Annotated in this window: 15 protein-coding genes and 1 pseudogene; 13 read left to right on the forward strand and 3 right to left on the reverse strand. The window is 70.4% G+C overall.

Annotated features, from left to right (window positions below; translation table 11 throughout):
- The first annotated feature begins 66 nt into the window (after positions 1-66).
- The 6 genes from SLUN_RS27910 (at position 67) to SLUN_RS27930 (ending at position 7922) form a co-directional block, all read left to right on the forward strand.
- Entirely contained in the window at positions 67-2271 is a 2205-nt protein-coding gene (locus SLUN_RS27910) for an MMPL family transporter (protein WP_108152749.1), read from the forward strand.
- A 38-nt stretch (positions 2272-2309) separates the two neighbouring features.
- A complete protein-coding gene (locus SLUN_RS27915; protein WP_108152750.1) occupies positions 2310-2861 on the forward strand; it encodes a GNAT family N-acetyltransferase in 552 nt (183 codons plus the stop codon).
- A 69-nt stretch (positions 2862-2930) separates the two neighbouring features.
- Positions 2931-3530 (forward strand): hypothetical protein, encoded by a 600-nt coding sequence (locus SLUN_RS27920; protein ID WP_217504968.1) that lies wholly within the window; start codon positions 2931-2933, stop codon positions 3528-3530.
- Between the two features lie 89 nt (positions 3531-3619).
- Positions 3620-4393, forward strand: a complete 774-nt coding sequence (locus SLUN_RS27925; protein ID WP_108152752.1) for a GNAT family N-acetyltransferase — start codon at positions 3620-3622, stop codon at positions 4391-4393.
- Positions 4394-4639: 246 nt separating this feature from the next.
- A complete protein-coding gene (locus SLUN_RS40115) occupies positions 4640-4816 on the forward strand; it encodes a hypothetical protein (protein WP_170146613.1) in 177 nt (58 codons plus the stop codon).
- 67 nt (positions 4817-4883) lie between these two features.
- The gene (locus SLUN_RS27930) at positions 4884-7922 is read left to right on the forward strand and encodes a helix-turn-helix transcriptional regulator (protein WP_108152753.1); all 3039 of its coding nucleotides are present in this window, start codon (positions 4884-4886) and stop codon (positions 7920-7922) included.
- Between the two features lie 205 nt (positions 7923-8127).
- Here SLUN_RS27930 and SLUN_RS27935 read toward each other — a convergent pair whose 3' ends face one another.
- Positions 8128-9276 (reverse strand): PQQ-dependent sugar dehydrogenase, encoded by a 1149-nt coding sequence (locus SLUN_RS27935; RefSeq protein WP_108152754.1) that lies wholly within the window; start codon positions 9274-9276, stop codon positions 8128-8130.
- A 213-nt stretch (positions 9277-9489) separates the two neighbouring features.
- Here SLUN_RS27935 and SLUN_RS27940 point away from each other — a divergent pair, with 213 nt between their 5' ends.
- The 6 genes and pseudogenes from SLUN_RS27940 (at position 9490) to serA (ending at position 19250) form a co-directional block, all read left to right on the forward strand.
- Positions 9490-10443 (forward strand): 2-hydroxyacid dehydrogenase, encoded by a 954-nt coding sequence (locus tag SLUN_RS27940; RefSeq protein ID WP_175312992.1) that lies wholly within the window; start codon positions 9490-9492, stop codon positions 10441-10443.
- A 396-nt stretch (positions 10444-10839) separates the two neighbouring features.
- Positions 10840-13671 (forward strand): putative bifunctional diguanylate cyclase/phosphodiesterase, encoded by a 2832-nt coding sequence (locus SLUN_RS27945; protein ID WP_108152756.1) that lies wholly within the window; start codon positions 10840-10842, stop codon positions 13669-13671.
- A gap of 202 nt (positions 13672-13873) precedes the next feature.
- Complete coding sequence (locus SLUN_RS27950) at positions 13874-15742, forward strand: acetolactate synthase large subunit (protein ID WP_108152757.1); 1869 nt, start codon at positions 13874-13876, stop codon at positions 15740-15742.
- Between the two features lie 39 nt (positions 15743-15781).
- Positions 15782-16306, forward strand: coding sequence for an acetolactate synthase small subunit (gene ilvN, locus SLUN_RS27955; RefSeq protein ID WP_108152758.1), 525 nt, complete (start codon positions 15782-15784; stop codon positions 16304-16306).
- A 76-nt stretch (positions 16307-16382) separates the two neighbouring features.
- Positions 16383-17399 (forward strand): annotated as a pseudogene (gene ilvC / locus SLUN_RS27960) (ketol-acid reductoisomerase); the annotation flags it as partial.
- Positions 17400-17657: 258 nt separating this feature from the next.
- On the forward strand, positions 17658-19250 hold the full coding sequence (serA, locus tag SLUN_RS27965; protein WP_108152760.1) for a phosphoglycerate dehydrogenase: 1593 nt from the start codon (positions 17658-17660) through the stop codon (positions 19248-19250).
- Between the two features lie 100 nt (positions 19251-19350).
- On the opposite strand, the gene SLUN_RS27970 is transcribed toward serA, so the two are convergent.
- Positions 19351-20325, reverse strand: a complete 975-nt coding sequence (locus tag SLUN_RS27970) for an NAD(P)-dependent alcohol dehydrogenase (RefSeq protein ID WP_108152761.1) — start codon at positions 20323-20325, stop codon at positions 19351-19353.
- 150 nt (positions 20326-20475) lie between these two features.
- Complete coding sequence (locus tag SLUN_RS27975) at positions 20476-21831, reverse strand: PucR family transcriptional regulator (protein ID WP_108152762.1); 1356 nt, start codon at positions 21829-21831, stop codon at positions 20476-20478.
- 184 nt (positions 21832-22015) lie between these two features.
- On the opposite strand from SLUN_RS27975, the gene SLUN_RS27980 reads away from it, so the two are divergent.
- Entirely contained in the window at positions 22016-22942 is a 927-nt protein-coding gene (locus SLUN_RS27980; RefSeq protein WP_108152763.1) for a proline dehydrogenase family protein, read from the forward strand.
- Positions 22943-22952 lie beyond the last annotated feature (10 nt).

Here is a 22952-nt window from a genome sequence, read left to right on the forward strand (position 1 = left end):
AGGTCATGAGTTCTTTGCGGGCTGTTCCCGGTCAAAGATCCACGAACCCCCCAGGGAGCAACTCCGTTGGCAGCCATCGCCCGGTGGTGCATCACGCACCGACTCGTAGCCGTTCTGCTGTGGCTCCTCGCCTTCGGCGGCGTCGCAGCGGCGGCGGGCATCGCCGGAGCCGCGTACTCCAACGACTACGAAGTCCCGGGCACCGAATCCGGCCGTGCCACCGCTCTCCTTCAGGAGGGCTTCCACGGCCGGGGCGGCGACAGCGACACCATCGTCTGGCACACCGACGCGAGCAGCGTCCGCGCCTCCGGCGTCCAGGAACGCATGTCCGCGATGCTCCAGGACGTCGGCAAGCTCGACGGGGTCGCCGCCGTCACCAGCCCCTACGGCAATGAGGGCATCGGCCGGATCAGCGACGACGGGCACACCGCGTACGCCACCGTCACCTTCGACCGGCAGGCCGAGGACCTCCCCGTGGCGCAGGCCGAGGCCGTCGTCGCCACCGCGAAGGCCGCACAGGCCGACGGCGTCCAGGTCGAACTGGGCGGCAGCGCGATCGCGCTCACCGAGGCGTCGGGCGCGCACTGGGCCGAGATCGTCGGCGTGGTCGTCGCCGCACTCGTCCTCTTCCTCGCCTTCGGATCGCTCGCCGCGAGCCTGCTGCCCATCGCCACCGCCCTGGTGTCGGTCGGAGCGGCGTACGCGGGCATCGTGCTGCTCGGGCATGTGATGACCGTCGCCGACTTCGCGCCGATGCTCGGCATGCTGATCGGGCTGGGCGTCGGCATCGACTACGCGCTGTTCATCGTCACCAGACACCGCAAGGGCCTCAAACGCGGACTCCCGGTCGGGGAAGCGGCCAGAAACGCCGTCGCCACCACCGGCCGCGCGGTCGTCTTCGCCGGCGCCACCGTATGTATAGCCCTGCTCGGCATGCTCATCCTGCGCCTCAGCTTCCTCAACGGCGTCGCGATCGCCGCCTGCCTCACCGTCGTACTCACCGTGGCCGCGTCCGTCACCCTGCTGCCCGCGCTGCTGTCCTTCATCGGAATGCGGGCGCTGAGCCGGCGCGAACGGCGCCGGCTCGTCGAGCACGGCCCGCAGCCCGAACTGCCGACCGGCTTCGCCGCCCGCTGGTCCGCCTTCGTGGAGCGGCACCCGAAGCTGCTCGGCGGGGTCGCCGCAGCGGTCATGCTGGTGCTGGCCCTGCCCACGTTCTCGCTTCACCTCGGCACCTCCGACCAGGGCAACGGTCCCTCCTCGTCCACCACCCGCCAGGCGTACGACCTCATGCACGACGGCTTCGGGCCCGGCGTCAACGGACCACTGACCCTCGTCGCCCGCCTCGACGGCGCCGACGACCGGCTCGCGATGGACAAACTGCCCGACGCCCTGCGGGACGCCAAGGGCATCGAATCGGTCGGTGCGGTCACCTACAACGGCAGCGGCGACACAGCGCTGATCACCGCCGTACCGGACTCCGCCCCCCAGTCGCAGACGACCAGCGACCTCGTCGACCGGCTGCGCAAGGACGTCCTGCCCGCCGCGACCGACGGCACATCCCTGGAAGTGCACGTCGGCGGACTGACCGCGAGCTACGACGACTTCGCCGAGATCATCGTCGGCAAGCTCCCGCTCTTCGTCGGCGTCGTCATCGCGCTGGGCTGTCTGCTTCTGCTGGTCGCCTTCCGCTCCCTCGGCATTCCGCTGAAGGCCGCCGTGATGAATGTGGCCGCCGTCGCTTCGTCCTTCGGGATCGTCGTGGCGATCTTCCAGTGGGGCTGGGGGAGCGAGCTGCTGGGGCTTGGCAGAGCCGGCCCGATCGAGCCCTTCCTGCCGGTCATCATGGTTTCCGTGCTCTTCGGGCTCTCCATGGACTACCAGGTCTTCCTGGTCAGCCGGATGTACGAGGAGTGGCTGGAGACCGGCGACAACCGCCGGGCCGTACGGGTCGGCCTCGCCGAGACGAGCCGCGTGATCAACTCCGCGGCTGTGATCATGATTTCGGTCTTCCTCGCCTTCGTCCTCAGCGGCGACCGGGTCATCGCGATGTTCGGCATAGCACTGGCGGCGGCGGTCGCCCTGGACGCCTTCGTCCTTCGTACGCTTCTCGTCCCCGCCCTCATGCACATGCTGGGCGGCGCGAACTGGTGGCTGCCCAAGTGGCTCGACCGGTGGCTGCCGCGGATCAGCATCGAACCGCCCGAGTGCCGCGACCGTGCGAAGATCCCTGGGCAGCGCGCGAGCGAAGAAGGACAGCTCGTGCCGTAGCTGCCGTAACAGCCGTAACCGTGGCCGGAGGATGAACGATGTTCGCGATATCACTGGGCGACGACGCAGCGGAACTGCGTCCCCTGGAGCCGTGGCGGGCCGAGGAATTCCTCGCCCACATGGATCGCGGACGGGAGTACATCGGCCGGTACGTCGGGCTCCCCTCGGCCGCCACCGACCTCGAATCCGCACGGGCCTTCCTCCAGTCGTACGCCGAGAAGCAGGCCGCTGACGCCGGCCGGATCTACGGCATCTGGCAGGACGGGACGCTCGTCGGCGGAGTGCTGTTCCGGATCTTCGACGTGGCGTCGGGCAACTGCGAGGCCGGCTGCTGGCTGGAGCCGTCCGCCGCGGGGCGCGGCCTGGTCACGCGCGCTGTGCGGGTGCTGATCGACTGGGCGGTGGAGGAGCGCGGGATGCACCGCGTCGAGTGGGTGGTGTCCTCGGCGAACACGGCGAGCATCAAGGTCGCCGGGCGGCTGGGGATGACGCGGGAGGGGGTGCAGCGCGAGAGCTACCCGTACGGGGGTGTACGGCACGACATGGAGGTCTGGTCGGTGCTGGCTCCCGAGTGGCGCGCCGGGCGTTGACCGGTCGTTCAGCCGGGCGATGACCGGTTGTTAAGGGGACTCTCATACAGGGCACCTACCGTGCGGCGCATGAACCCCAGCGAGACCAAAGAGACCACCGACGCGACCGGGACGGCCGAGGCAACCGTGGCGAAGGACAAGGCCACCGCCGAGACGGTCGAGCCCACTGAGGCTGCACGCACCGTGTCCGCGGCCGACGAGAGCGCCGTCGCCGACGAGGCGGAAGCAGAGCAGGACCACGACGCCGACGACGAGGACGCCGAGGAGGCCCCTCGTGCCTCCTCCGGCATCGGAGCCGCCGCCGCGGCCGTCGTCGCGGCCGGTCTCGGTGTCGTGGCGCTCAGCGGCAGCTGGGTCGGGAAGGTCGCCGCCGAGCGGCAGACCCTGATCGGCCAGATCGAGACCTCGCAGACCGGCAGCCCCGCCCAGCAGATCTCCGCGCTCTACGGCGACGCCTGGCACACCACCGCCCTGGTCAACGGAGTCTTCGCGCTGCTCGCACTGATCGTCGGTGCGGCCGTGTTCGCTTGGCCGCAGAAGGCCGGCTGGGTACGGGCCTTCGCCGTGGCCGGAGTCGTACTCGGCGTCCTGGGACTGATCGTCTCCGCCGGCATGTACTTCGACTTCTTCCTGGATCTGCCCAGCGCCGGTGCCGGTACGGGTTCCTAGGAAAACCGGTACGGGTTCCTGGAAAGACCGGTACGGCTTCCTGGGAAACCTGTTGGCGTCCATGCCCCCGCGGGTGCTGCACTGCGCGGATGGATCATGACGCGGTGCTCACCCTGTTCGACCACCAGATGCGACAGCACACGCAAGGGGGCGAACGGGTCGGCGACGTCGTGCGGCAGGCCGACTCCGACGGCGACTGGAACGGCGTCGTCTGGTCCGGCCTCGACCGGGCCGGCGCCGACGCCGCCATCGCCGAGCAGGTGCGGTACTTCGCCTCCCTGCGGCGCGATTTCGAGTGGAAGCTGTACGCCCACGACCGGCCGGACGACCTCGGCGCACGGCTGCGGGCGGCCGGCTTCACGCCCGAGCCCGAGGAGACGGTGATGGTCGCCGAGATCCGCGACCTGCCCACCGCCGTCGACCTGCCCGAGGGCGTCCGGCTGCGACCGGTCACCGACGCGGCGGGCGTGGATCTCATGGCCGACGTGCACGAGCAGGCCTTCGGCACGAGCAGCGCCAGGCTGCGCGAACAGCTCCTGGCGCAACTGGCGCAGACCCCGGACACGGTCAGCATGACCCTCGCGATGGCCGGTGACCTTCCCGTGTGCGCCGCGCGGATGGAACTGCACCCGGGTACCGAGTTCGCCAGTCTCTGGGGCGGCGGCACGCTCGCCGCCTGGCGGGGCCGGGGCATCTACCGGGCCCTGATCGCCCACCGGGCCCGTATCGCCGCCGAGGGCGGCTACCGCTTCCTGCAGGTGGACGCCACCAGCCAGAGCCGCCCGATCCTCCAGCGGCTCGGCTTCGTACCACTGAGCACCACCACGCCCTACGTGTACGCACTCGGCGAGCAGCGGCACTAGGGACAGGTCTAGGGACAGGTCTAGGGACAGGTCTAGGGACAGGTCTAGGGACAGGTCCAAGGCCGGGCGCGGCCCCAAGGCCGAGGCGGCGGGGGGCCTTAGTGCCCGCACGTACGCATACCCGGGCGCCTAAGGCCCCCGCCCCCGCGAAGATGCGGAACTCTCCCGATGTGGCGGCACCCCCTGGGAGACGAGAGTTGAGGCATCGCAGGACGCCGAGAACAACTCGTCACCAGGGAGTACGACATGTTCGAGTACGAGATCCAGCAGTACCGCCACGCCGACCTGATCCGCGAGGCCGCCGCCGAGCGCCTGGTGCGGCAGCTGCGCGCGGACCGTCGCGCCGAGAGGCGAGCCGCCAAGGACCGGGGGGAGGGCCGGGTGAACAGTCAGGACAGCACCCGCTTCACACGCGCCGCGTGAGCCAGTGCGACGTCGCGTGATGACTGCCATCCCGATATCCGGTGCCTCATTGTCAGACGCCTGTGCGATGCTCGGCGACGTGGAGACCAGGTCCGTCAGCCCGGTGTTCGTCGGCCGCGCCGGCGAACTGGCCAAGCTCACCGATGCGCTCGCCCGCGCCACCGCGGGCGAGCCGCAGGCCTTGCTGCTCGGCGGTGAGGCCGGGGTCGGCAAGACCCGCCTCGTCGAGGAAATGCTCGCCGAGGCGTGCCGCCGCGAGGTCGTCGTCGCGGTCGGCGGCTGCGTCGAGATCGGTGCGGACGGGCTGCCGTTCGCACCCTTCTCGACCGCGCTGCGGGCCCTGCACCGCCAGTTGCCCAAGGAGCTGGCCGCGGCCGCCGCGGGCCAGGAGGACGAGCTGGCGCGGCTGCTGCCCGAGCTGGGGGAGACCACCCGCAGGGAGCACACCCAGCACGACGAGGAGGACATGGCCCGCCTCTTCGAACTCACCGCGCGGCTGCTGGAGCGGATCGCCGCCGACCGCACGGTCGTCCTGGTGCTCGAGGACCTGCACTGGTCGGACGCCTCCACCCGGCACCTCCTCGCCTATCTCTTCCGTACGCTGCGCCGCGGCCGGCTCGTCGTGATCGCGACCTACCGCTCCGACGACGTCCACCGGCGCCACCCGCTGCGGCCCTTCCTCGCCGAGCTCGACCGGATGCGTACCGTCCAGCGCATCGAGCTGACCCGCTTCAACCGCGGCGAGGTCCGCCGTCAGATGGCCGGGATCCTCAGCGCCGACCCCCAACCGGCCATGGTGGACCGGGTGTTCGAGCGCTCGGACGGCAACGCCTTCTTCGTCGAGGAGCTCGCCTGCAGCATCACCGAGGACTGCCCCACGGGCCTGCCGGACTCCCTGCGCGACATCCTTCTCGTACGCGTAGAAGCGCTGCCGGAGGACGCGCAGCGAGCGGCGCGGATCGTCGCCGAGGGCGGTTCGACCGTGGAGTACGGGCTGCTGCTCGCCGTCGCCCGGCTCGGCGAGGACGACCTCATCGAGGCGCTGCGGGCCGCGGTGGGCGCGAACATCCTGCTGGCCACGCCCGACGGGGACGGCTACCGCTTCCGGCACTCCCTGGCGCGCGAGGCCGTCAGTGACGATCTGCTGCCCGGCGAACGCTCCCGGCTCAACCGGCACTACGCCCAGGCGCTGGAGGCCGACCCCTGGCTCGTACGGGAGGACGAGCGCGCGATGCGACTCGCCACCTACTGGTACCACGCGCACGACGCGGCCAAGGCCCTGCCTGCTGTGCTGAGCGCTTCCGTCGAGGCCCGCCGCAGGCATGCCTACTCCGAGCAACTCCGGCTGCTGGGACGGGCGATGGAGTTGTGGGACAACGCCCCCGACGAGGTCCGGGCCGAACTGAGGCCCGTCGACTACGCGGAGGTCTACCCTCCGTGCGGCTGCGACCCCGAGACCACGCCGCTGCGCTATCTCGACCTGATGGCCGAGGCGTCCGTCGCCGGCCGGCTCAGCGGTGAGCGCGAGCACGCCCTGAAGATCACCAAGCGCGGGCAGCGGCTCGCGGAGGCGGAGGGCGACGCCCTGCGCACCGCCTGGTTCTCCGTCCAGCGCTCCCGGCTGGTCTCGTCGCTGGGCCGCGGCGACGGCTGGGCGGAACTGGGCACCGCGCAGGAGCTGGTGCGCGGACTGCCGCCGTCCGCCGTCCACGCGGAGGTGCTCGCCGAGGCGGCGAGCTGGGGCATGGTGCACGATCCGGGCCCCGGCAGCCTGGCGACGGCCGAACGCGCTGTGGAGTACGCGCGCATGGTCGGCGAGGAGGACATCGAGCTGCGTGCCCGCCTCACGCTCGGCAGCCTCATGGTCGACGCGGGCGACGTCGAGGGCGGACTCGCCGAGATGTACGCGGTCAAGGGCGAGGCCGTCTCCCTGGATCTGCCCGCGCATGTGGGGCGCACCCATGTGAATCTGCCGTCCGTACTGGAAGGCGTCGGCCGGTCCCAGGAGGCCGTGGGCATCCTGACCGAGGGCATCGAACTCTCCCGTACGTACGGCCTGCTGGATACCGAGGCCTGGATCTGCGACAACCTGGCCGAGTCGTACGTCTCGCTCGGACGCTGGGACGAGGCGGCCCGCAGTGCGGAACGGGCACTGCGTATCGCGCTGAGCCCCAAGCCGCGCGGCTACGGAGCCATGCGGTGCGCCTACCTGTCGCTCGCCCGGGGCGATACGGCCAAGGCGGCGGAACACCTGGAGGCGGCGCGCGACCACTTCGGGAAGAACGACCCGATGCCGCAGTGCTTCCTTCCCCTGGGCACGATCGCGCTGTGCATCGCCGCGGTGCAGGGGCGCGTGCTCGACGCCCGCGCGGAGTTCGAGCGCGCCGCCGCCGAGGGCTTCCCGCCGGGCACCCAGCGGTACGCCTGGCCGCTGCTGCGCGCCGCGGCCGCACTGGAGGCCGACACCCGAGGCCTGCCCGCCGCCGAGCCCGGCCGGGCCGAGGCGCTGGAGCGGATCCGTAAGGCAACCCGGGGCCTGGTCACCGCGGTTCCGGTGTGGTCGGCACACGAGCGGTGGGTCCGTGCGGAACTGCTGCGCGCCGGGGGCGAGGACACGCCCCTCGACTGGGCGGAGGCGGGCACGGCCTTCGAGCAGGTGGACCGCCCGTACGACCTGGCGAGGGTTCGCCACCGCTGGGCGGAGGCCCTGCTGCAGTCGGACCGCGCTCAGGCCGCCGGCCTCCTGCGCCAGGCCCACGCCACGGCCCAGCAACTGGGCGCGCGCCCCCTGGCCGAGGACGTCGCCCTGCTCGCGCAGCGCGCCCGTATCGCCCTGACCGACGACCCGCCGTCGGCCGCCGCCGCGGCTGGTCCGGCGCTCGGACTGACCCGCCGCGAGGAGGACGTACTGCGCCTGGTGGCGGCGGGCCGCAGCAACCGCCTGATCGCCGAGGAGCTCTACATCTCACCGAAGACGGCGAGCGTCCACGTCTCCAACATCCTGGCGAAACTCGGCGTCTCGGGCCGCGGGGAGGCGGCGGCGATGGCGCACCGCCTGCGCCTGTTCCCGCCGTCGGGCGAGGGCCGGCGGGAGGCGTCTGCCTGACGGCGGGCGTCTGAGCCAGTCCGCGCCCGTGGCATTACGGTGCGCCTGCGGCGGGCCCTGCCCCCGCCCCTTCCCGTAACCGGGGGCTGCGCCCCAGGCCCCCGTACGGCCTTCGGCCGTGTCCTCAATCGCCGGACGGGCTCAATAAGCCCCGCCGGCGATTGGGCGGGGTCTGGGGCGGAGCCCCAGGTACGGGAAGGGGCCCCTACCTCACCTCCAGCCGGAGGATCCTGTCGTCGCCCGGCCCGGGCGTGCCCCGCGTGTCCGTCTCGCTGGTGACGAGCCAGACGTTGTCACCGCCCGCCGACAGCACCGTACGCAGGCGCCCGTACTTCCCATCGAGGAACGCCTGCGGCTCGGCCGCGAGTTTCGTACCCGCCAAGGGGATCCGCCAGAGCCGCTCGCCCCTCAGCGACGCCATCCAGATCGACCCCTCCGCGTAGGCGATACCGCTCGGCGAGGCGTCCGCGGTCTTCCACTGGGCCACCGGGTCGACGAACCCGGCCTCGCCGGACTTGCCCTCCACCTCGGGCCAGCCATAGTTCTTGCCGGGCTCGATCAGATTCAGCTCGTCCCAGGTGTTCTGGCCGAACTCCGCCGCCCACAGCCGCTTGTCGGAGTCCCAAGCGAGCCCTTGAACATTGCGGTGGCCGTAGGAGTAGACGACGGAGTCGGCCTCCGGGTTGCCGTGCACCGGCCGGCCGTCCGGTGTCATTCGCAGGATCTTGCCGCCCAGCGACTTCTTGTCCTGCGCGAGCCCCGTGTCACCCGTCTCGCCCGTGCCCGCGTAGAGCATCTTGTCCGGGCCGAACGCGATCCGCCCGCCGTTGTGCACGACGCCTTTGGGGATACCCCTCAGCACCGTGTCCGGCGCGCCCAGTTGCCGCTCGGCGGGCTTCTTCTCGTCGTAGAGCATGCGGGCGATGCGGTTGTCCGACTCGGTGGTGAAGTACGCGTACACCTGATGGTCCGAGGCGAACGACGGGGAGACGGCCAGGCCCAGCAGACCGCCCTCGCCCCCCGGTGCGACTCCTGGCACCGAGCCGATCACCGTCTTCTTGCCGCCCTCCGCGTCGACGCGGGTGATCGTCCCCTCGTCGCGCGAGGCGACCAGCAGATCACCGTCGGGCAGCGCGGCGACGCCCCACGGCGACTTCAGCCCCTCGGTGAGCGTGGACACCACCTTCACCGAGCCCTTCGCGGGCGGCCCCGTCGGACTCGGCGGGCTGCCCGTCGCGGACCCGGACGGCGCCGCGGTGGTCGACGCCGACCCCGTCTGACCTGCGGGCGTGTCGTCGCCGGACGAGCACCCGGTCGCGAGGAGAAGCACGGCAGTGGCCAGTACGGCCGTCACAGCAGGACGTTGCACGGTTCTGATCCCTTCGACGGCTGCTTGAGCTGCCTGACTACTGTTCTTACACCGCAGGCGGCCCACAGGTTCCCGATCTTCGAAGAAGAATCCGGCCGCGCACCCTCCCCCGGGCCCGGCCGGACAGGGCCAAGGCCCGTCCGGCTGCTCACCAAACCAACCAATGCGGACCGGCGCCCTTCGCATAGCCTCCTGACCATGACTGCAGACGTGTGGCTCCCGATTCCGGCCGACGAGATCGAAGGACTCCCCGCTCCCTCGGACTCGGGTCTCAACTACCTTCTCTGGGACGGCGGTCCGGACTTTCCCGCCGATCCCGCCGACTGTGCCTTCTACGCCGTCCCGTACATGAAGGGCCTGGAGGTCGCGGTCCGTCCGCTGGCCGCGATGACGTCCGTACGCGTCGTCCAGACCCTCTCCGCCGGGATCGATCATGTCCAGCCGGGAATCGGCTCGCTGCCCGCCGGCGTACGCCTGTGCAACGCCAAGGGAGTCCACGAGGCCTCCACCGCCGAGCTCACCCTCGCCCTGATCCTCGCCGCGCTGCGCGGCATCCCCGGCTTCGTACACGGCCAGGACAAGGAGGAATGGCGGTCCGGCTTCTATCCGGCGCTCGCCGACAAGTCGGTGCTCATCGTGGGGTACGGATCGATCGGCGCGGCCATCGAGGACCGGCTCGCGCCCTTTGAATGCGCGCGGGTGGCGCGCGTCGCGCGCTCCGCCCGTGCTACGGAGCGCGGCGAAGTGCGCGCACTCACCGACCTGCCCGCCCTGCTCCCGGGCGCGGACGTGGTGATCCTCTCCACGCCCCTCACCGAACAGACAAAGGGCCTGGTGAACGCCGGTTTCCTGGCCCGGATGAAGGACGGCGCACTGCTCGTGAACGTCGCGCGCGGCCCGGTCGTCGACACCAAAGCCCTGCTCGCGGAGGTGGAGCGCGGCCGCCTCACCGCGGCCCTCGACGTCACCGACCCCGAACCGCTGCCCGCCGGCCACCCGCTCTGGCACGCTCCCGGTGTCCTCATCAGTCCCCATGTGGGCGGCTCCACCTCGGCGTTCATGCCGCGAGCCAAGCGGCTGCTCGCCGGTCAGCTCACCCGGTTCGCCGCTGGGGAGCCGGTGCTCAATGTGGTGCTGACGACCGGGGAGTGAACCCTTCGGCCGAGCGCCGCGTGCACTCTATGAAGTCACCCGGACGCGCCGCGTGCCGACAACGCCGCTGGTCGTCACGGAGAGTAGAGGAACTATGTCCCTGAGTGACGAGTCTGGTGTATCGTCCCGACTTGGGGGCCGCACCAGGCAAGGGGTGGTGCTGCTGCACGACCTGACTGCCGATCAGACTTGAGGGGGGCGACGGGTGATGCACGGCCAATGGACCGATGATCCGACGCGGCAGGGCAGCCGACGGCGACCCGCGCACGCTCCGAAGCACAGACCCGGTCCGATGACGATCACACCGCCGACGGTGCTTTCCCGGCTGACAACGGTGTCGCCGGGGCTGACGGCCGTGTCTCCCGGGCCGACGGCGGTGCTCCCCGGGGCGGCCCGGTGAGCGCCCCGGGGGCGCTCATGGCCCGGCTGGCGGTCTCCGGCGCCGGAGAGCGTACGGGGCTGCGCTCCCGGCTGCTCCTGGCGGCCATCTGCGCGGCGTACGGCGTCGGCGCCGCCCTCGGCTGGGGTTCGCTCGAAGTGGCCCTGATCATGGGCGACTTCGGCCTCAGTGCCGCTGCCGGGATCGCCGCCGTCTCCTGTTTCCTCTACGCCCGCTCCAGGCACAGCCGTTTCCGGCCCGCCTGGCTGCTGTTCGCGATCTCCTCCGCCATGGCATCGGGAGGAAACGCGGTCTGGGGGTGGTACGAGGTGGTGCTGGACCGTGAGGTACCGAGCCCCTGCATCGCCGATCTGTTCTTCCTCTGCTTCGCGCCGCCCGCCATCGTCGGCCTCCTCGTCCTCGCCAAACGTCCCGTCACCAGGGCGGGTTGGGTCTGTCTCGCGCTGGACGCCTGGCTGATCGGCGGCTCGCTGCTGACGCTGTCCTGGAGTCTCGCCCTGGCGCACACCGCGCACGTGCAGGGCGAGAGCGTGGCGCCCGCCGCGCTCGCGCTCGCCTATCCGCTGCTGGACATCGTGCTGGTCAGCATGGTGCTCGCGCTGCACTTCCGGCGCTCGGCCACCAACCGCTCCGCGATCAACACCGCCATCGCCGCGCTCGCGCTGACCGTGCTGTGCGACGCCCTGTTCACCTCTCCGCTGCTGCGGGAGAGCTACCGCTCGGGCCAGCTCCTCGACGCCGGCTGGTTCGCCGGTTCGCTGCTGCTCGCCTACGCCCCCTGGGGCGCACGCCGTACGGTCGAGACCGCACGGCCGCCGCGCGGACAGCGCCACCCCAGCCGGCCCGTCGCGGGCTCCATCGCGGCCCTCACGCCGTATCTCGCCGCCGCCGTCTGCACCCTCGGCATTCTCTACAACGTCATCGAGGGCCGCCGCGTCGACCGGTTCGTCGTGCTCACCGGCTGTGCCGTCGTGCTCGCCCTGGTCGTTCGCCAGGGGATCATGCTCCTCGACAACATCGCCCTCACCCATGAACTGGCTCAGAAGGAGAACCACTTCCGCTCGCTGGTGCAGGGGTCGAGCGACGTCATCATGATCGCCGCCCCGAGCGGAATACTGCGGTACGTCAGTCCCGCGGCCGCCGGCGTCTACGGGCGCGAGGCCGAGGAGCTCATCGGCTCCGAGCTGGCCTCCCTCATCCACCCGGAAGACCTCGGGCGCGTGGTCCACGAGGTGCGCCGTTTTCTGGCCGCGCCGCCCGCCGAGGAGCCCACCACGCGGATCGAATGCCGCTTCAGATCGGGCACCGGGGCCTGGCTCAATGTGGAGTCCACCGTCAACCGCCACCAGGGCGGTCTGATCTTCAACAGCCGCGATGTGACCGAACGGGTCCGCCTCCAGGCGCAGTTGCAGCACAACGCCGAGCACGACCCGCTCACCGATCTGCCCAACCGCGCCCTGTTCACCGAGCGCGTGCGCCAGGCCCTCACCGGCCGCCGTGCGGGCGACCAGGGCACCGCCGTGCTCTTCATCGACCTCGACGGCTTCAAGGGGGTCAACGACCGCCTCGGCCATCAGGCCGGCGACGAGCTGCTGATCCAGGCGGCCCGCCGCCTGGCGGACTCGGTGCGGGCCGGGGACACCGCCGCCCGTCTCGGCGGCGACGAGTTCGCGGCCCTCATCGTCGGCGACGGCACCCGCGACCGGTCGGCCCGCGAGTTCCAGGTCCACGAGATCGCCGACCGGCTCCGCCTCACGCTCTCCCAGCCGTACCGCCTGGACGGCAACGACGTACGGGTGGCCGCCTCCATCGGGGTGGCCTTCGCCGAACCCTCCATCACCCCCACCGACCTCATGCGCAACGCCGACCTCGCCATGTACCGCGCCAAGGCCGCCGGCAAGGACCGCGTTGAGATGTACGCACCACAGATGCAGGCCGAGGTGGTACGCCGTACGGAACTGGCGGCCCGGCTGCGCAGCGCCCTGCACGAGGGCGAATTCGCGCTGCTCCACGAGCCCGTCGTGAGTCTCGCCACCGGCCGGATCGCCGCCGTCGCCGCCCAGGCCCGCTGGCGCTCCGCCCAGGGCATCCTCTTCACCCCCGCCGAATTCCTGCGGGTCGCCGACTCCGCGGAGACCCAGGAGGGCGGCCGCGCCGCCGAGCTCGGCCGCTGGCTGCTGGAGGAAGCGGTCGAGCAGGCCGCGGAGCGCGGCAGGCTCGGCCACCGGGTACCCGTATCGGTGCGCATGCCGGCCCGCCGGCTGCTGGACAAGTCCCTGCCGCTCGGCTCCGTCGAAGCCCTCCTCACCCGGCACGAGCTGCCCTCGGGCGCGCTGGTCATCGAGCTCGCCGACAGCGACCCGCGGATCTCGTTCGACGATCTGGAGCAGCGTCTCGTCGCGCTGCGCAGACTCGGCGTACGGATCGCGCTCGACGGCTTCGGCAGCGGATACGCCGCCATCAACGCACTGCGCCGCCTCCCTGTGGATGTACTGAAACTGGACAGAGGACTGGTCGAGGGCGTCGTCGAGTCCGCCCGGCTCCACAAGATCACCGCGGGTCTGCTGCGGATCGCCTGTGATCTCGGAATGCAGTCCGTCGCCGACGGCGTGGATGTGCCGGAACAGGTGCTCGCCCTGCGCGCCATGGGGTGCACACACGGTCAGGGCATGGCATTCTCCGGACCACTGGACGAGTACCGGCTGCGCCGCGCGCTGGTGCGCGAGGAGTTCCCGGTGCCCGGCGGCATCGCGCTGCCGGTCCTGACGGGCGGCGCGTTCTCCGCCCGCGGTGGCTCAAATAGTGAGACGCGCGTCCCACCCACTTGACAGTGGTAGCGCACCGGGGGGAGGGTCAATGCCATGCGCACCCGAATTCTCGTACTTGGAAAGCGCGTCGGCTGAGCAGGACCATGAAGGCCCTGCAGACCCCTCCCGACGCGCTCCCCTCGCCTGCCTCACGGCACGAGGGGTTTTTTGTTGCACCGGCACAGCCCAAACCCTCGCAAAAACCCCCAGCTTCGAGAAGAGAATGCCGATGACCGAGCAGGCCACCGGGGCCCACCATCCACAGCCGCGGGCCCGTAGCGGCGGACCGACGTCCCCCATCGTCGAGCACGTCACGGGTGCGCAGTCCCTCATCCGCTCGCTCGAGGAAGTGGGGGCCGACACGGTGTTCGGCATCCCCGGCGGCGCCATCCTCCCCGCGTACGACCCGATGATGGACTCCACCCGGGTCCGCCACATCCTGGTCCGCCACGAGCAGGGCGCGGGCCACGCCGCCACCGGCTACGCCCAGGCCACCGGCAAGGTCGGCGTGTGCATGGCCACCTCCGGCCCCGGCGCGACCAACCTGGTCACCCCGATCGCCGACGCCCACATGGACTCCGTCCCGCTGGTCGCGATCACCGGCCAGGTCTCCTCCAAGGCGATCGGCACGGACGCCTTCCAGGAGGCGGACATCGTCGGCATCACCATGCCGATCACCAAGCACAACTTCCTGGTCACCAAGGCCGAGGACATCCCGCGCACCATCGCCGAGGCCTTCCACATCGCCTCGACCGGCCGCCCGGGGCCCGTCCTGGTCGACATCGCCAAGGACGCGCTGCAGGCAAGGACGGTCTTCAGCTGGCCGCCGCAGCAGGACCTGCCCGGCTACCGCCCGGTCACCAAGCCGCACGCCAAGCAGATCCGCGAGGCCGCCAAGCTGATCGTCCAGGCCAAGCGGCCCGTGCTGTACGTCGGCGGCGGCGTCATGAAGGCCGGCGCCAGCGCCGAGCTGAAGGTCCTGGCCGAGCTGACCCAAGCGCCCGTCACCACCACACTGATGGCGCTCGGCTCCTTCCCCGACAGCCACCCGCTGCACGTGGGAATGCCCGGCATGCACGGTGCGGTCACCGCCGTCACCGCGCTGCAGAAGGCCGACCTGATCGTCGCCCTCGGAGCCCGCTTCGACGACCGCGTCACCGGCAAGCTGGACAGCTTCGCCCCGTACGCGAAGATCGTCCACGCCGATATCGACCCGGCCGAGATCGGCAAGAACCGCACCGCGGACGTCCCGATCGTCGGGGATGCCCGCGAGGTCATCGCCGATCTGGTCCAGGCCGTCCAGGCCGAGTACAGCGAGGGCCACACCGGCGACTACAGCGCCTGGTGGAAGGACCTCAGCCGCTGGCGCGAGACCTACCCGCTCGGCTACGACCAGCCGAACGACGGCAGCCTCTCGCCGCAGCAGGTCATCCAGCGCATCGGCGAGCTCGCCGACCCCGACACCATCTACGCGGCGGGCGTCGGCCAGCACCAGATGTGGGCCGCCCACTTCATCAACTACGAGCAGCCGGCCACCTGGCTGAACTCCGGCGGCGCCGGAACGATGGGGTACGCGGTCCCGGCCGCGATGGGCGCCAAGGCCGGTCAGCCGGACCGTATGGTCTGGGCGATCGACGGCGACGGCTGCTTCCAGATGACCAATCAGGAACTGGTCACCTGCGCGCTGAACAACATCCCGATCAAGGTCGCGATCATCAACAACGGCGCGCTCGGGATGGTCCGCCAGTGGCAGACCCTCTTCTACAACCAGCGCTACTCCAACACCGTCCTGCACTCCGGTCCCGAGGACGGAATCGCGGTGGAGGGCAAGTCCAGCGGAGGCACCCGCGTCCCCGACTTCGTCAAGCTGTCCGAGGCGATGGGCTGTTACTCACTGCGCTGCGAGTCCCCGGACGACCTGGACAAGGTCATCGCCGAGGCCAACGCGGTCAACGACCGTCCGGTCGTGATCGACTTCATCGTCCACGAAGACGCCCAGGTCTGGCCCATGGTCGCCGCGGGCACCTCCAACGACGAGGTCATGGCGGCCCGCGGAGTCCGTCCCGACTTCGGCGACAACGAAGACGACTGAGCGAAGAGTCCGAGAGAGAAGACTGAGAGAGACCGACACATGTCCAAGCACACGCTCTCCGTCCTGGTCGAGAACACACCGGGCATCCTCGCCAGGATCGCCGCGCTGTTCTCCCGCCGAGGCTTCAACATCGACTCGCTCGCCGTCGGTGTCACCGAGCACCCCGACATCTCCCGCATCACCATCGTGGTCAATGTCGAGGACCTCCCGCTGGAGCAGGTGACCAAGCAGCTCAACAAGCTGGTCAACGTTCTGAAGATCGTCGAGCTCGAGCCCGGCGGCGCGATCCAGCGTGAACTCGTTCTGGTGAAAGTCCGTGCCGACAACGAGACCCGCTCGCAGATCGTCGAGATCGTCCAGCTGTTCCGCGCCAAGACCGTGGACGTCTCGCCCGAGGCCGTCACGATCGAGGCCACCGGCGGCGCCGACAAGCTGGACGCCATGCTCAAGATGCTGGAGCAGTTCGGCATCAAGGAGCTCGTCCAGTCCGGCACGATCGCCATAGGGCGCGGCGCCCGGTCCATCACGGACCGGTCCCTGCGAGCCCTGGACCGTTCCGCCTAGCGAGACCCCCCGCCTTCCTCATCCCCTCCCGCCGTACGGTGGGACGCAAACAGCGTCATTCCAAAGACGTGCACACCAAGGAGATATCCCAGTGGCCGAGCTGTTCTACGACGACGATGCCGACCTGTCCATCATTCAGAACCGCAAGGTCGCGGTCATCGGCTACGGCAGCCAGGGCCACGCCCACGCGCTGTCGCTGCGTGACTCGGGTGTCGACGTCCGCGTCGGTCTGCACGAGGGCTCCACGTCCAAGGCCAAGGCCGAGGAGCAGGGCCTGCGCGTGGTGACGCCCGCCGAGGCCGCCGCCGAGGCCGACGTCATCATGATCCTGGTCCCGGACCCGATCCAGGCCCAGGTGTACGAGGAGTCCATCAAGGACAACCTGAAGGACGGCGACGCGCTGTTCTTCGGCCACGGCCTCAACATCCGCTACGGCTTCATCAAGCCGCCGGCCAACATCGATGTCGCCATGGTCGCCCCGAAGGGCCCGGGACACCTGGTCCGCCGCCAGTACGAGGAGGGCCGCGGTGTTCCGTGTATCGCGGCCGTCGAGCAGGACGCCACCGGCAAGGGCTTCGAGCTCGCCCTCTCGTACGCCAAGGGCATCGGCGGCACGCGCGCCGGCGTCATCAAGACGACGTTCACCGAGGAGACCGAGACCGACCTGTTCGGTGAGCAGGCTGTCCTCTGCGGTGGCGCGTCCGCGCTGGTCAAGGCGGGCTTCGAGACCCTGACCGAGGCCGGCTACCAGCCGGAGATCGCGTACTTCGAGTGCCTCCACGAGCTGAAGCTCATCGTGGACCTGATGTACGAGGGCGGCCTGGAGAAGATGCGCTGGTCGGTCTCCGAGACCGCCGAGTGGGGCGACTACATCACCGGCCCCCGCATCATCACGGACCAGACCAAGGCCGAGATGAAGAAGGTCCTCGCCGAGATCCAGGACGGCACCTTCGCCAAGAACTGGATGGACGAGTACCACGGCGGCCTGAAGAAGTACAACGAGTACAAGAAGGCCGACGAGAACAGCCTGCTGGAGAGCACCGGCAAGGAGCTGCGCAAGCTCATGAGCTGGGTCGACAACGACGAGGCGTAAGCCCATGGGCGGGGGGCCGGGACGAACGGGTCCGGGCCCCCCGCCGCCTTCCCCGCCGCACTCGAGCGCTTCTCCACTCTGTCCAGCCACGGACGGGTGATCCTGCCCTTGAGGCGCAAGACGCACCCCGTTGCACCACTACACTGCTCTACACATACGCGTCAGGCCCACAGTGTCGTGCGTCTTCCACGCGGCTAGCCCCCTCCACCGCCTGCGGCCGTCGGGACGGCCGTCCGCACTGGACCTGTGAGGACTCACGTGAGCTCGAAACCTGTCGTACTCATCGCTGAAGAGCTGTCGCCCGCCACCGTCGACGCACTGGGCCCGGACTTCGAGATCCGGCACTGCAACGGCGCGGACCGCGCCGAGCTGCTCCCCGCCATCGCCGATGCCGACGCGATTCTCGTCCGCAGCGCCACCAAGGTCGACGCGGAGGCCATCGCCACCGCGAAGAAGCTGCGGGTCGTGGCCCGCGCGGGCGTCGGTCTCGACAATGTCGATGTCTCCGCCGCCACCAAGGCCGGTGTGATGGTCGTCAACGCGCCGACGTCCAACATCGTCACCGCCGCCGAGCTCGCCTGCGGTCTGCTGGTGGCCACCGCGCGCAATATCCCGCAGGCCAACACCGCCCTGAAGAACGGCGAGTGGAAGCGCTCCAAGTACACCGGTGTGGAGCTGAGCGAGAAGACCCTCGGCGTCGTCGGCCTCGGCCGTATCGGCGTGCTGGTCGCGCAGCGCATGTCCGCGTTCGGCATGAAGATCGTCGCCTACGACCCCTACGTACAGCCCGCGCGCGCCGCGCAGATGGGCGTCAAGCTTCTCTCGCTCGACGAGCTGCTCGAGGTCTCCGACTTCATCACCGTGCACCTCCCCAAGACGCCCGAGACGATCGGTCTGATCGGCGACGAGGCGCTGCACAAGGTCAAGCCGTCGGTCCGGATCGTCAACGCCGCGCGTGGCGGGATCGTCGACGAGGAGGCGCTGGCCTCCGCGCTCAAGGAGGGCCGGGTCGCCGGCGCGGGCCTGGACGTGTACGCGAAGGAGCCCAACACCGACTCCCCGCTGTTCGAGTTCGACCAGGTCGTCTGCACCCCGCACCTCGGCGCCTCCACGGACGAGGCGCAGGAGAAGGCGGGCGTCTCGGTGGCCCGTTCCGTACGTCTCGCGCTCGCCGGTGAGCTCGTGCCGGACGCGGTCAACGTCCAGGGCGGAGTCATCGCCGAGGACGTGCGCCCGGGTCTGCCGCTCGCCGAGAAGCTCGGCCGGATCTTCACCGCGCTTGCGGGAGAGGTCGCGGTCCGCCTCGATGTCGAGGTGTACGGAGAGATCACCCAGCACGACGTCAAGGTGCTCGAACTGTCCGCGCTCAAGGGCGTGTTCGAGGATGTCGTCGACGAGACCGTGTCGTATGTCAACGCCCCGCTGTTCGCGCAGGAGCGCGGTGTCGAGGTCCGGCTGACGACGAGCTCCGAGTCGCCGGACCACCGCAATATGGTCACCGTGCGCGGCACGCTCTCGAGCGGCGAGGATGTCGCGGTCTCCGGCACGCTGGCCGGTCCCAAGCACCTCCAGAAGATCGTCGCGATCGGCGACTACGACATCGACCTGGCGCTCGCCGACCACATGGTCGTCCTGCGCTACGACGACCGTCCCGGTGTCGTCGGCACGGTCGGCCGGATCCTCGGCGAGGCCGGACTGAACATCGCGGGTATGCAGGTCTCGCGCGCGGAGGAGGGCGGCGAGGCGGTCGTCGTCCTGACCGTGGACGACACCGTGCCGCAGTCCGTGCTGACGGAGATCGCGGACGAGATCGGCGCGACCTCGGCGCGTTCGGTGAACCTCACCGACTGACGGGCCGCTGTTCCTGCGCGGAAGGCCCGGCTCCTCGCGAGGAGCCGGGCCTTCCGCGTACCGTGCCTTCCGCCGATCCGAAAACAGGCCTCAGGGTCCGTCACACGGTGATGACGACCTTCGCGTGCGCGTGCTCCACTTCGAGGTACCGGATGGCCTCGGGTACCTCGCGGAGCGGGTAGGTCCGGTCAATGACCGGGGTGACCTTTCCGGACTCGGCGAGTTCCCTCAGCGCCGCCAGGTTCTCCTTGTTCGGCGTCGCCGTGAGGACGAGCAGCCGCTGGCTGACGAAACGGGACAGCGCCTGCCCCCGGAGGATGAGACCCATCGGCCCGAGCAGACTGCCGCCTTCGGACACGCCACCACCGGACAGAACGAGCGTCCCCGCGGGTGTCAGCGCGCGTCGGCACTCGGCCAGCGAACGGTTCCCCACCAGGTCGAGCACGACGTCGTACCGCCGTCCGTTCCGGGTGAAGTCCTCCTGGGTGTAGTCGACGACGTGGTCCGCGCCGACCGACCGGACCAGGTCCACGTTTCTCGTACTGCACACGCCGGTCACTTCCGCGCCGAACGCCTTGGCGATCTGTACGGCGAACGTCCCCACACCACCTGACGCACCATTGACCAGGACCTTCTGTCCCGGCTGTACTCGCCCCAGATCGCGCAGGCCCATGAGGGCGGTGTTCCCCGCCAGCGGCAGCGCGGCCGCCTGCTCGAACGTCAGATTGGCCGGTTTCGGCTCCACCACGTCGTCCGGGGCGCACACGTACTCGGCAAACGCTCCGTCGGCCTCGCCGAATACCTCGTCACCGGGACGGAACCGGTTCACGTCCTTGCCCACCGCTTCCACCCGACCCGCGAAGTCCGTGCCCCGGATCTTCGTCTTCGGCCTGCCGAACCCGAGCACCAGGCGCGCCAGGTACGGGTCGCCCCGCATGAGATGCCAGTCTCGCGCGTTGACCGCGGCCGTGCGGACCCTTACCAGCACCTCATGGTCGGCGACCACCGGCTTGTCGACCTCCCTGAGCTCCAGAACGTCGGGTGAGCCGTACCGGTCCTGGACGATCGCCTTCATTACGCCTCCGTATCGCACGAGTTCGGTGCGGAATGGATCGGCTGACCGGGGGATCAGCGCTACTCGCGACGGTAGGCGAGCGACCTCTGTGCGGGCATCGGGGACTCTCCCTAGGTGACGCCCGGATCTGGCACGCGGGGCCAGTCGGACCTATAGCCGCGAGGCTTTCAGGGCCATGTGCAGCAGCAGCCGGTCCTCACCGACGTCCAGGTCCAGGCCGGTGAGCTGCTCGACGCGCGAGAGCCGGTAGTAGAGGGTCTGCCGGTGGATGCCGAGAGCGGCCGCGGTGCGGCCGGCCTGGCCCGCGTGGTCGAGGAACACCTCGGCGGTGCGGACCAGTTCGGCGTGCGAGGGCGCGAGCAGCTCGCGTACGGCGGGGTCGTGCGCGGGGTTCGCGGGGAGCGCGGCCAGCATGCGGTACGGGCCGATGTCCGACCACTGGGCGACCGGGCCGAGCCGGGTCTGGGCCCGTGCCGCGCGGGCTGCGGAAGTGGCCTCCAGCCAGGCGGTGTTGAGGTCGGCGAGCCCACGGCGGGGCGCGGCGACTCCGGCGGTCGCGGCCTCCCCGCTGGCGGAGGTACGGAGCCGGTCCGCGGCGGTGAGGGCGGGAGAGAAGGCGTCGGCGGAGCGCAGCCGGACCAGGATCGCGAGCGCGGTGCCGCCGCGGGCGGCGTCTCTGCGGGGCGCCGCGGGGACGTCGGCGCCGACGGGTTCGGGTCGCCGCGCGCTCCTGGCGGCGGGCGCGCCGGCGAGGGCGGTCGCCCCGGCCCGGTCGTGCGTGCCGGAGCCGGAGCCGGAGCCGCGTCCCGGCCGGTCGTCCGCGCCCGGGCCGACCGTCGCCCCCGTCCGGTCCTCCGCGCCCCCGGCAGCCGGACCCGCTCCCCACTCCACCGTGCACAGCGCCGCGACTCCCGGCAGTGACCGCGCCGACGGGGCGTCGTCCTGCTGCCACGGGGTCACGCACACCACCGTGTGCAGACCCTCCGCGTCCGCGCCCAGCGCGGACCGCAGTGCCGCCACCGCCATGTCGTACTGCCAGCCGCGCTCCGCCGTGAGCACCGCACGGAACTCCCGGGACAGATCCGCGCCCGCACGCTCCTCGTCCGCGAGCAGCGTGCCGATCCGCGCCGTCACCTCCATCGCCGCCGCCAGCTGCGCCTGCGTGGGCCCCGGCTCCGCGTCGAGCAGCCATACGTAGCCGAGCACGATGCGCCGATGGCGTACGGGAAGACAGATCCGGTCCCGGAACACCCCCGCCTCCGGGGCCGCCGGGATACGGACCGGGCCCGTCGCGCGGGCGATGCCGAAGCCCTCGAACCAGGCCCGGACCGCCGGCGTCGACTTCCGGGTCAGGATCGAGCGCGTCCTGACCGGGTCCATCGCACTGGCGTCGTCGCTGTCGTGCGCGCCGAAGGCGATCAGCCCGAAGTCCCGGTTCTCCAGCGTCGCCGGGACGGAGAGCAGCGCCGAAAGCTCGTCGACCAGGTCCTGGTAGTCGCCTTTCACCCCCACATTCTCGCAGGGTTCTCCCACTCCTTCAGACATATGTCTGAGATCCGGACCACGGATGCGTGACAGCTGTCGATGGCAGAGCATCGGAGCGATCCTTAGCTTTCACAGTGGTTCTTCGTGCCGTTCCCGATTCGTTCGGTTCCGGCCTTCTTCAGCCCCTGTTTCCGTGGAGGTGCCCGTGCTGGGTCCCGTGATCCTCGCCGCGTCGCGCAGCGACAAGATGCGCCGTTTCGTGTCGGCCGCGCCCGGGACCAGGCAGGTCGTCAGCCGGTTCATCGCCGGTGAGACGGTCGAGCAGGTCGTCCCGGTCGTCAAGGAGACCATCGACAAGGGGCTCGAGGTCACCCTGGACGTCGTGGGCGAGGACATCACCACGCGCGAGCAGGCCTACGCCGCCCGCGACGCCTACATGGAGCTGATCGAGTACCTCGAAGACCTCGGCCTGGGCACGAAGGCCGAGATGTCGGTCAAGCTGTCGATGTTCGGCCAGTCCCTGGAGGGCGGCCACGAGCTGGCGCTCGCCAACATCCGGCCCGTCGTCGAGGCCGCCGCATCCATCGGCACCACGGTCACGCTGGACGCGGAGGACCACACCACCCTCGACTCGATGTTCGCCATCCACGAGGAGCTGCGGAAGGACTTCCCGCAGACCGGGTGCGTGATCCAGGCCTACCTGTTCCGCACCGAGGAGGACGCCGGCCGACTCGCCGCGGCAGGCAGTCGCGTCCGCATCGTGAAGGGCGCGTACAAGGAGCCGGCCGCCGTCGCGTACCAGCACAAGGCCGAGATCGACAAGGCGTACGTCCGTATCCTGAAGATCCTGATGGAGGGCGACGGCTACCCGATGATCGGGTCCCACGACCCGCGCCTGATTGCCGTCACCCAGGAGCTCGCCCGCCGCGCCGGGCGCAAACTGGATGAGTACGAATTCCAGATGCTGTACGGGATCCGCAGCGACGAGCACGTCCGGCTCGCGGCGGAGGGCCACCGGATGCGCGTCTACACGGCGTACGGCACCGACTGGTACGGATACTTCATGCGCCGTCTTGCCGAGAAGCCGGCCAACCTGCTGTTCTTCCTGCGCTCGATGATCACCAAGGGCTGAGCCCTCCCAT

The organism is Streptomyces lunaelactis (genome assembly GCF_003054555.1).
In the GTDB taxonomy this organism is placed as follows: domain Bacteria; phylum Actinomycetota; class Actinomycetes; order Streptomycetales; family Streptomycetaceae; genus Streptomyces; species Streptomyces lunaelactis.

Bases quoted from the DNA above. Each gene is read 5' to 3' on its own strand.
- SLUN_RS27970 (WP_108152761.1), bottom strand. From the start codon at position 20,325: ATGAAGGCGATCGTCCAGGACCGGTACGGCTCACCCGACGTTCTGGAG.
- SLUN_RS27940 (WP_175312992.1), top strand. From the start codon at position 9,490: ATGACTGCAGACGTGTGGCTCCCGATTCCGGCCGACGAGATCGAAGGA.
- SLUN_RS40115 (WP_170146613.1), top strand. From the start codon at position 4,640: ATGTTCGAGTACGAGATCCAGCAGTACCGCCACGCCGACCTGATCCGC.
- SLUN_RS27925 (WP_108152752.1), top strand. From the start codon at position 3,620: ATGGATCATGACGCGGTGCTCACCCTGTTCGACCACCAGATGCGACAG.
- SLUN_RS27930 (WP_108152753.1), top strand. From the start codon at position 4,884: ATGCTCGGCGACGTGGAGACCAGGTCCGTCAGCCCGGTGTTCGTCGGC.
- SLUN_RS27915 (WP_108152750.1), top strand. From the start codon at position 2,310: ATGTTCGCGATATCACTGGGCGACGACGCAGCGGAACTGCGTCCCCTG.
- SLUN_RS27950 (WP_108152757.1), top strand. From the start codon at position 13,874: ATGCCGATGACCGAGCAGGCCACCGGGGCCCACCATCCACAGCCGCGG.
- ilvN (WP_108152758.1), top strand. From the start codon at position 15,782: ATGTCCAAGCACACGCTCTCCGTCCTGGTCGAGAACACACCGGGCATC.
- SLUN_RS27920 (WP_217504968.1), top strand. From the start codon at position 2,931: ATGAACCCCAGCGAGACCAAAGAGACCACCGACGCGACCGGGACGGCC.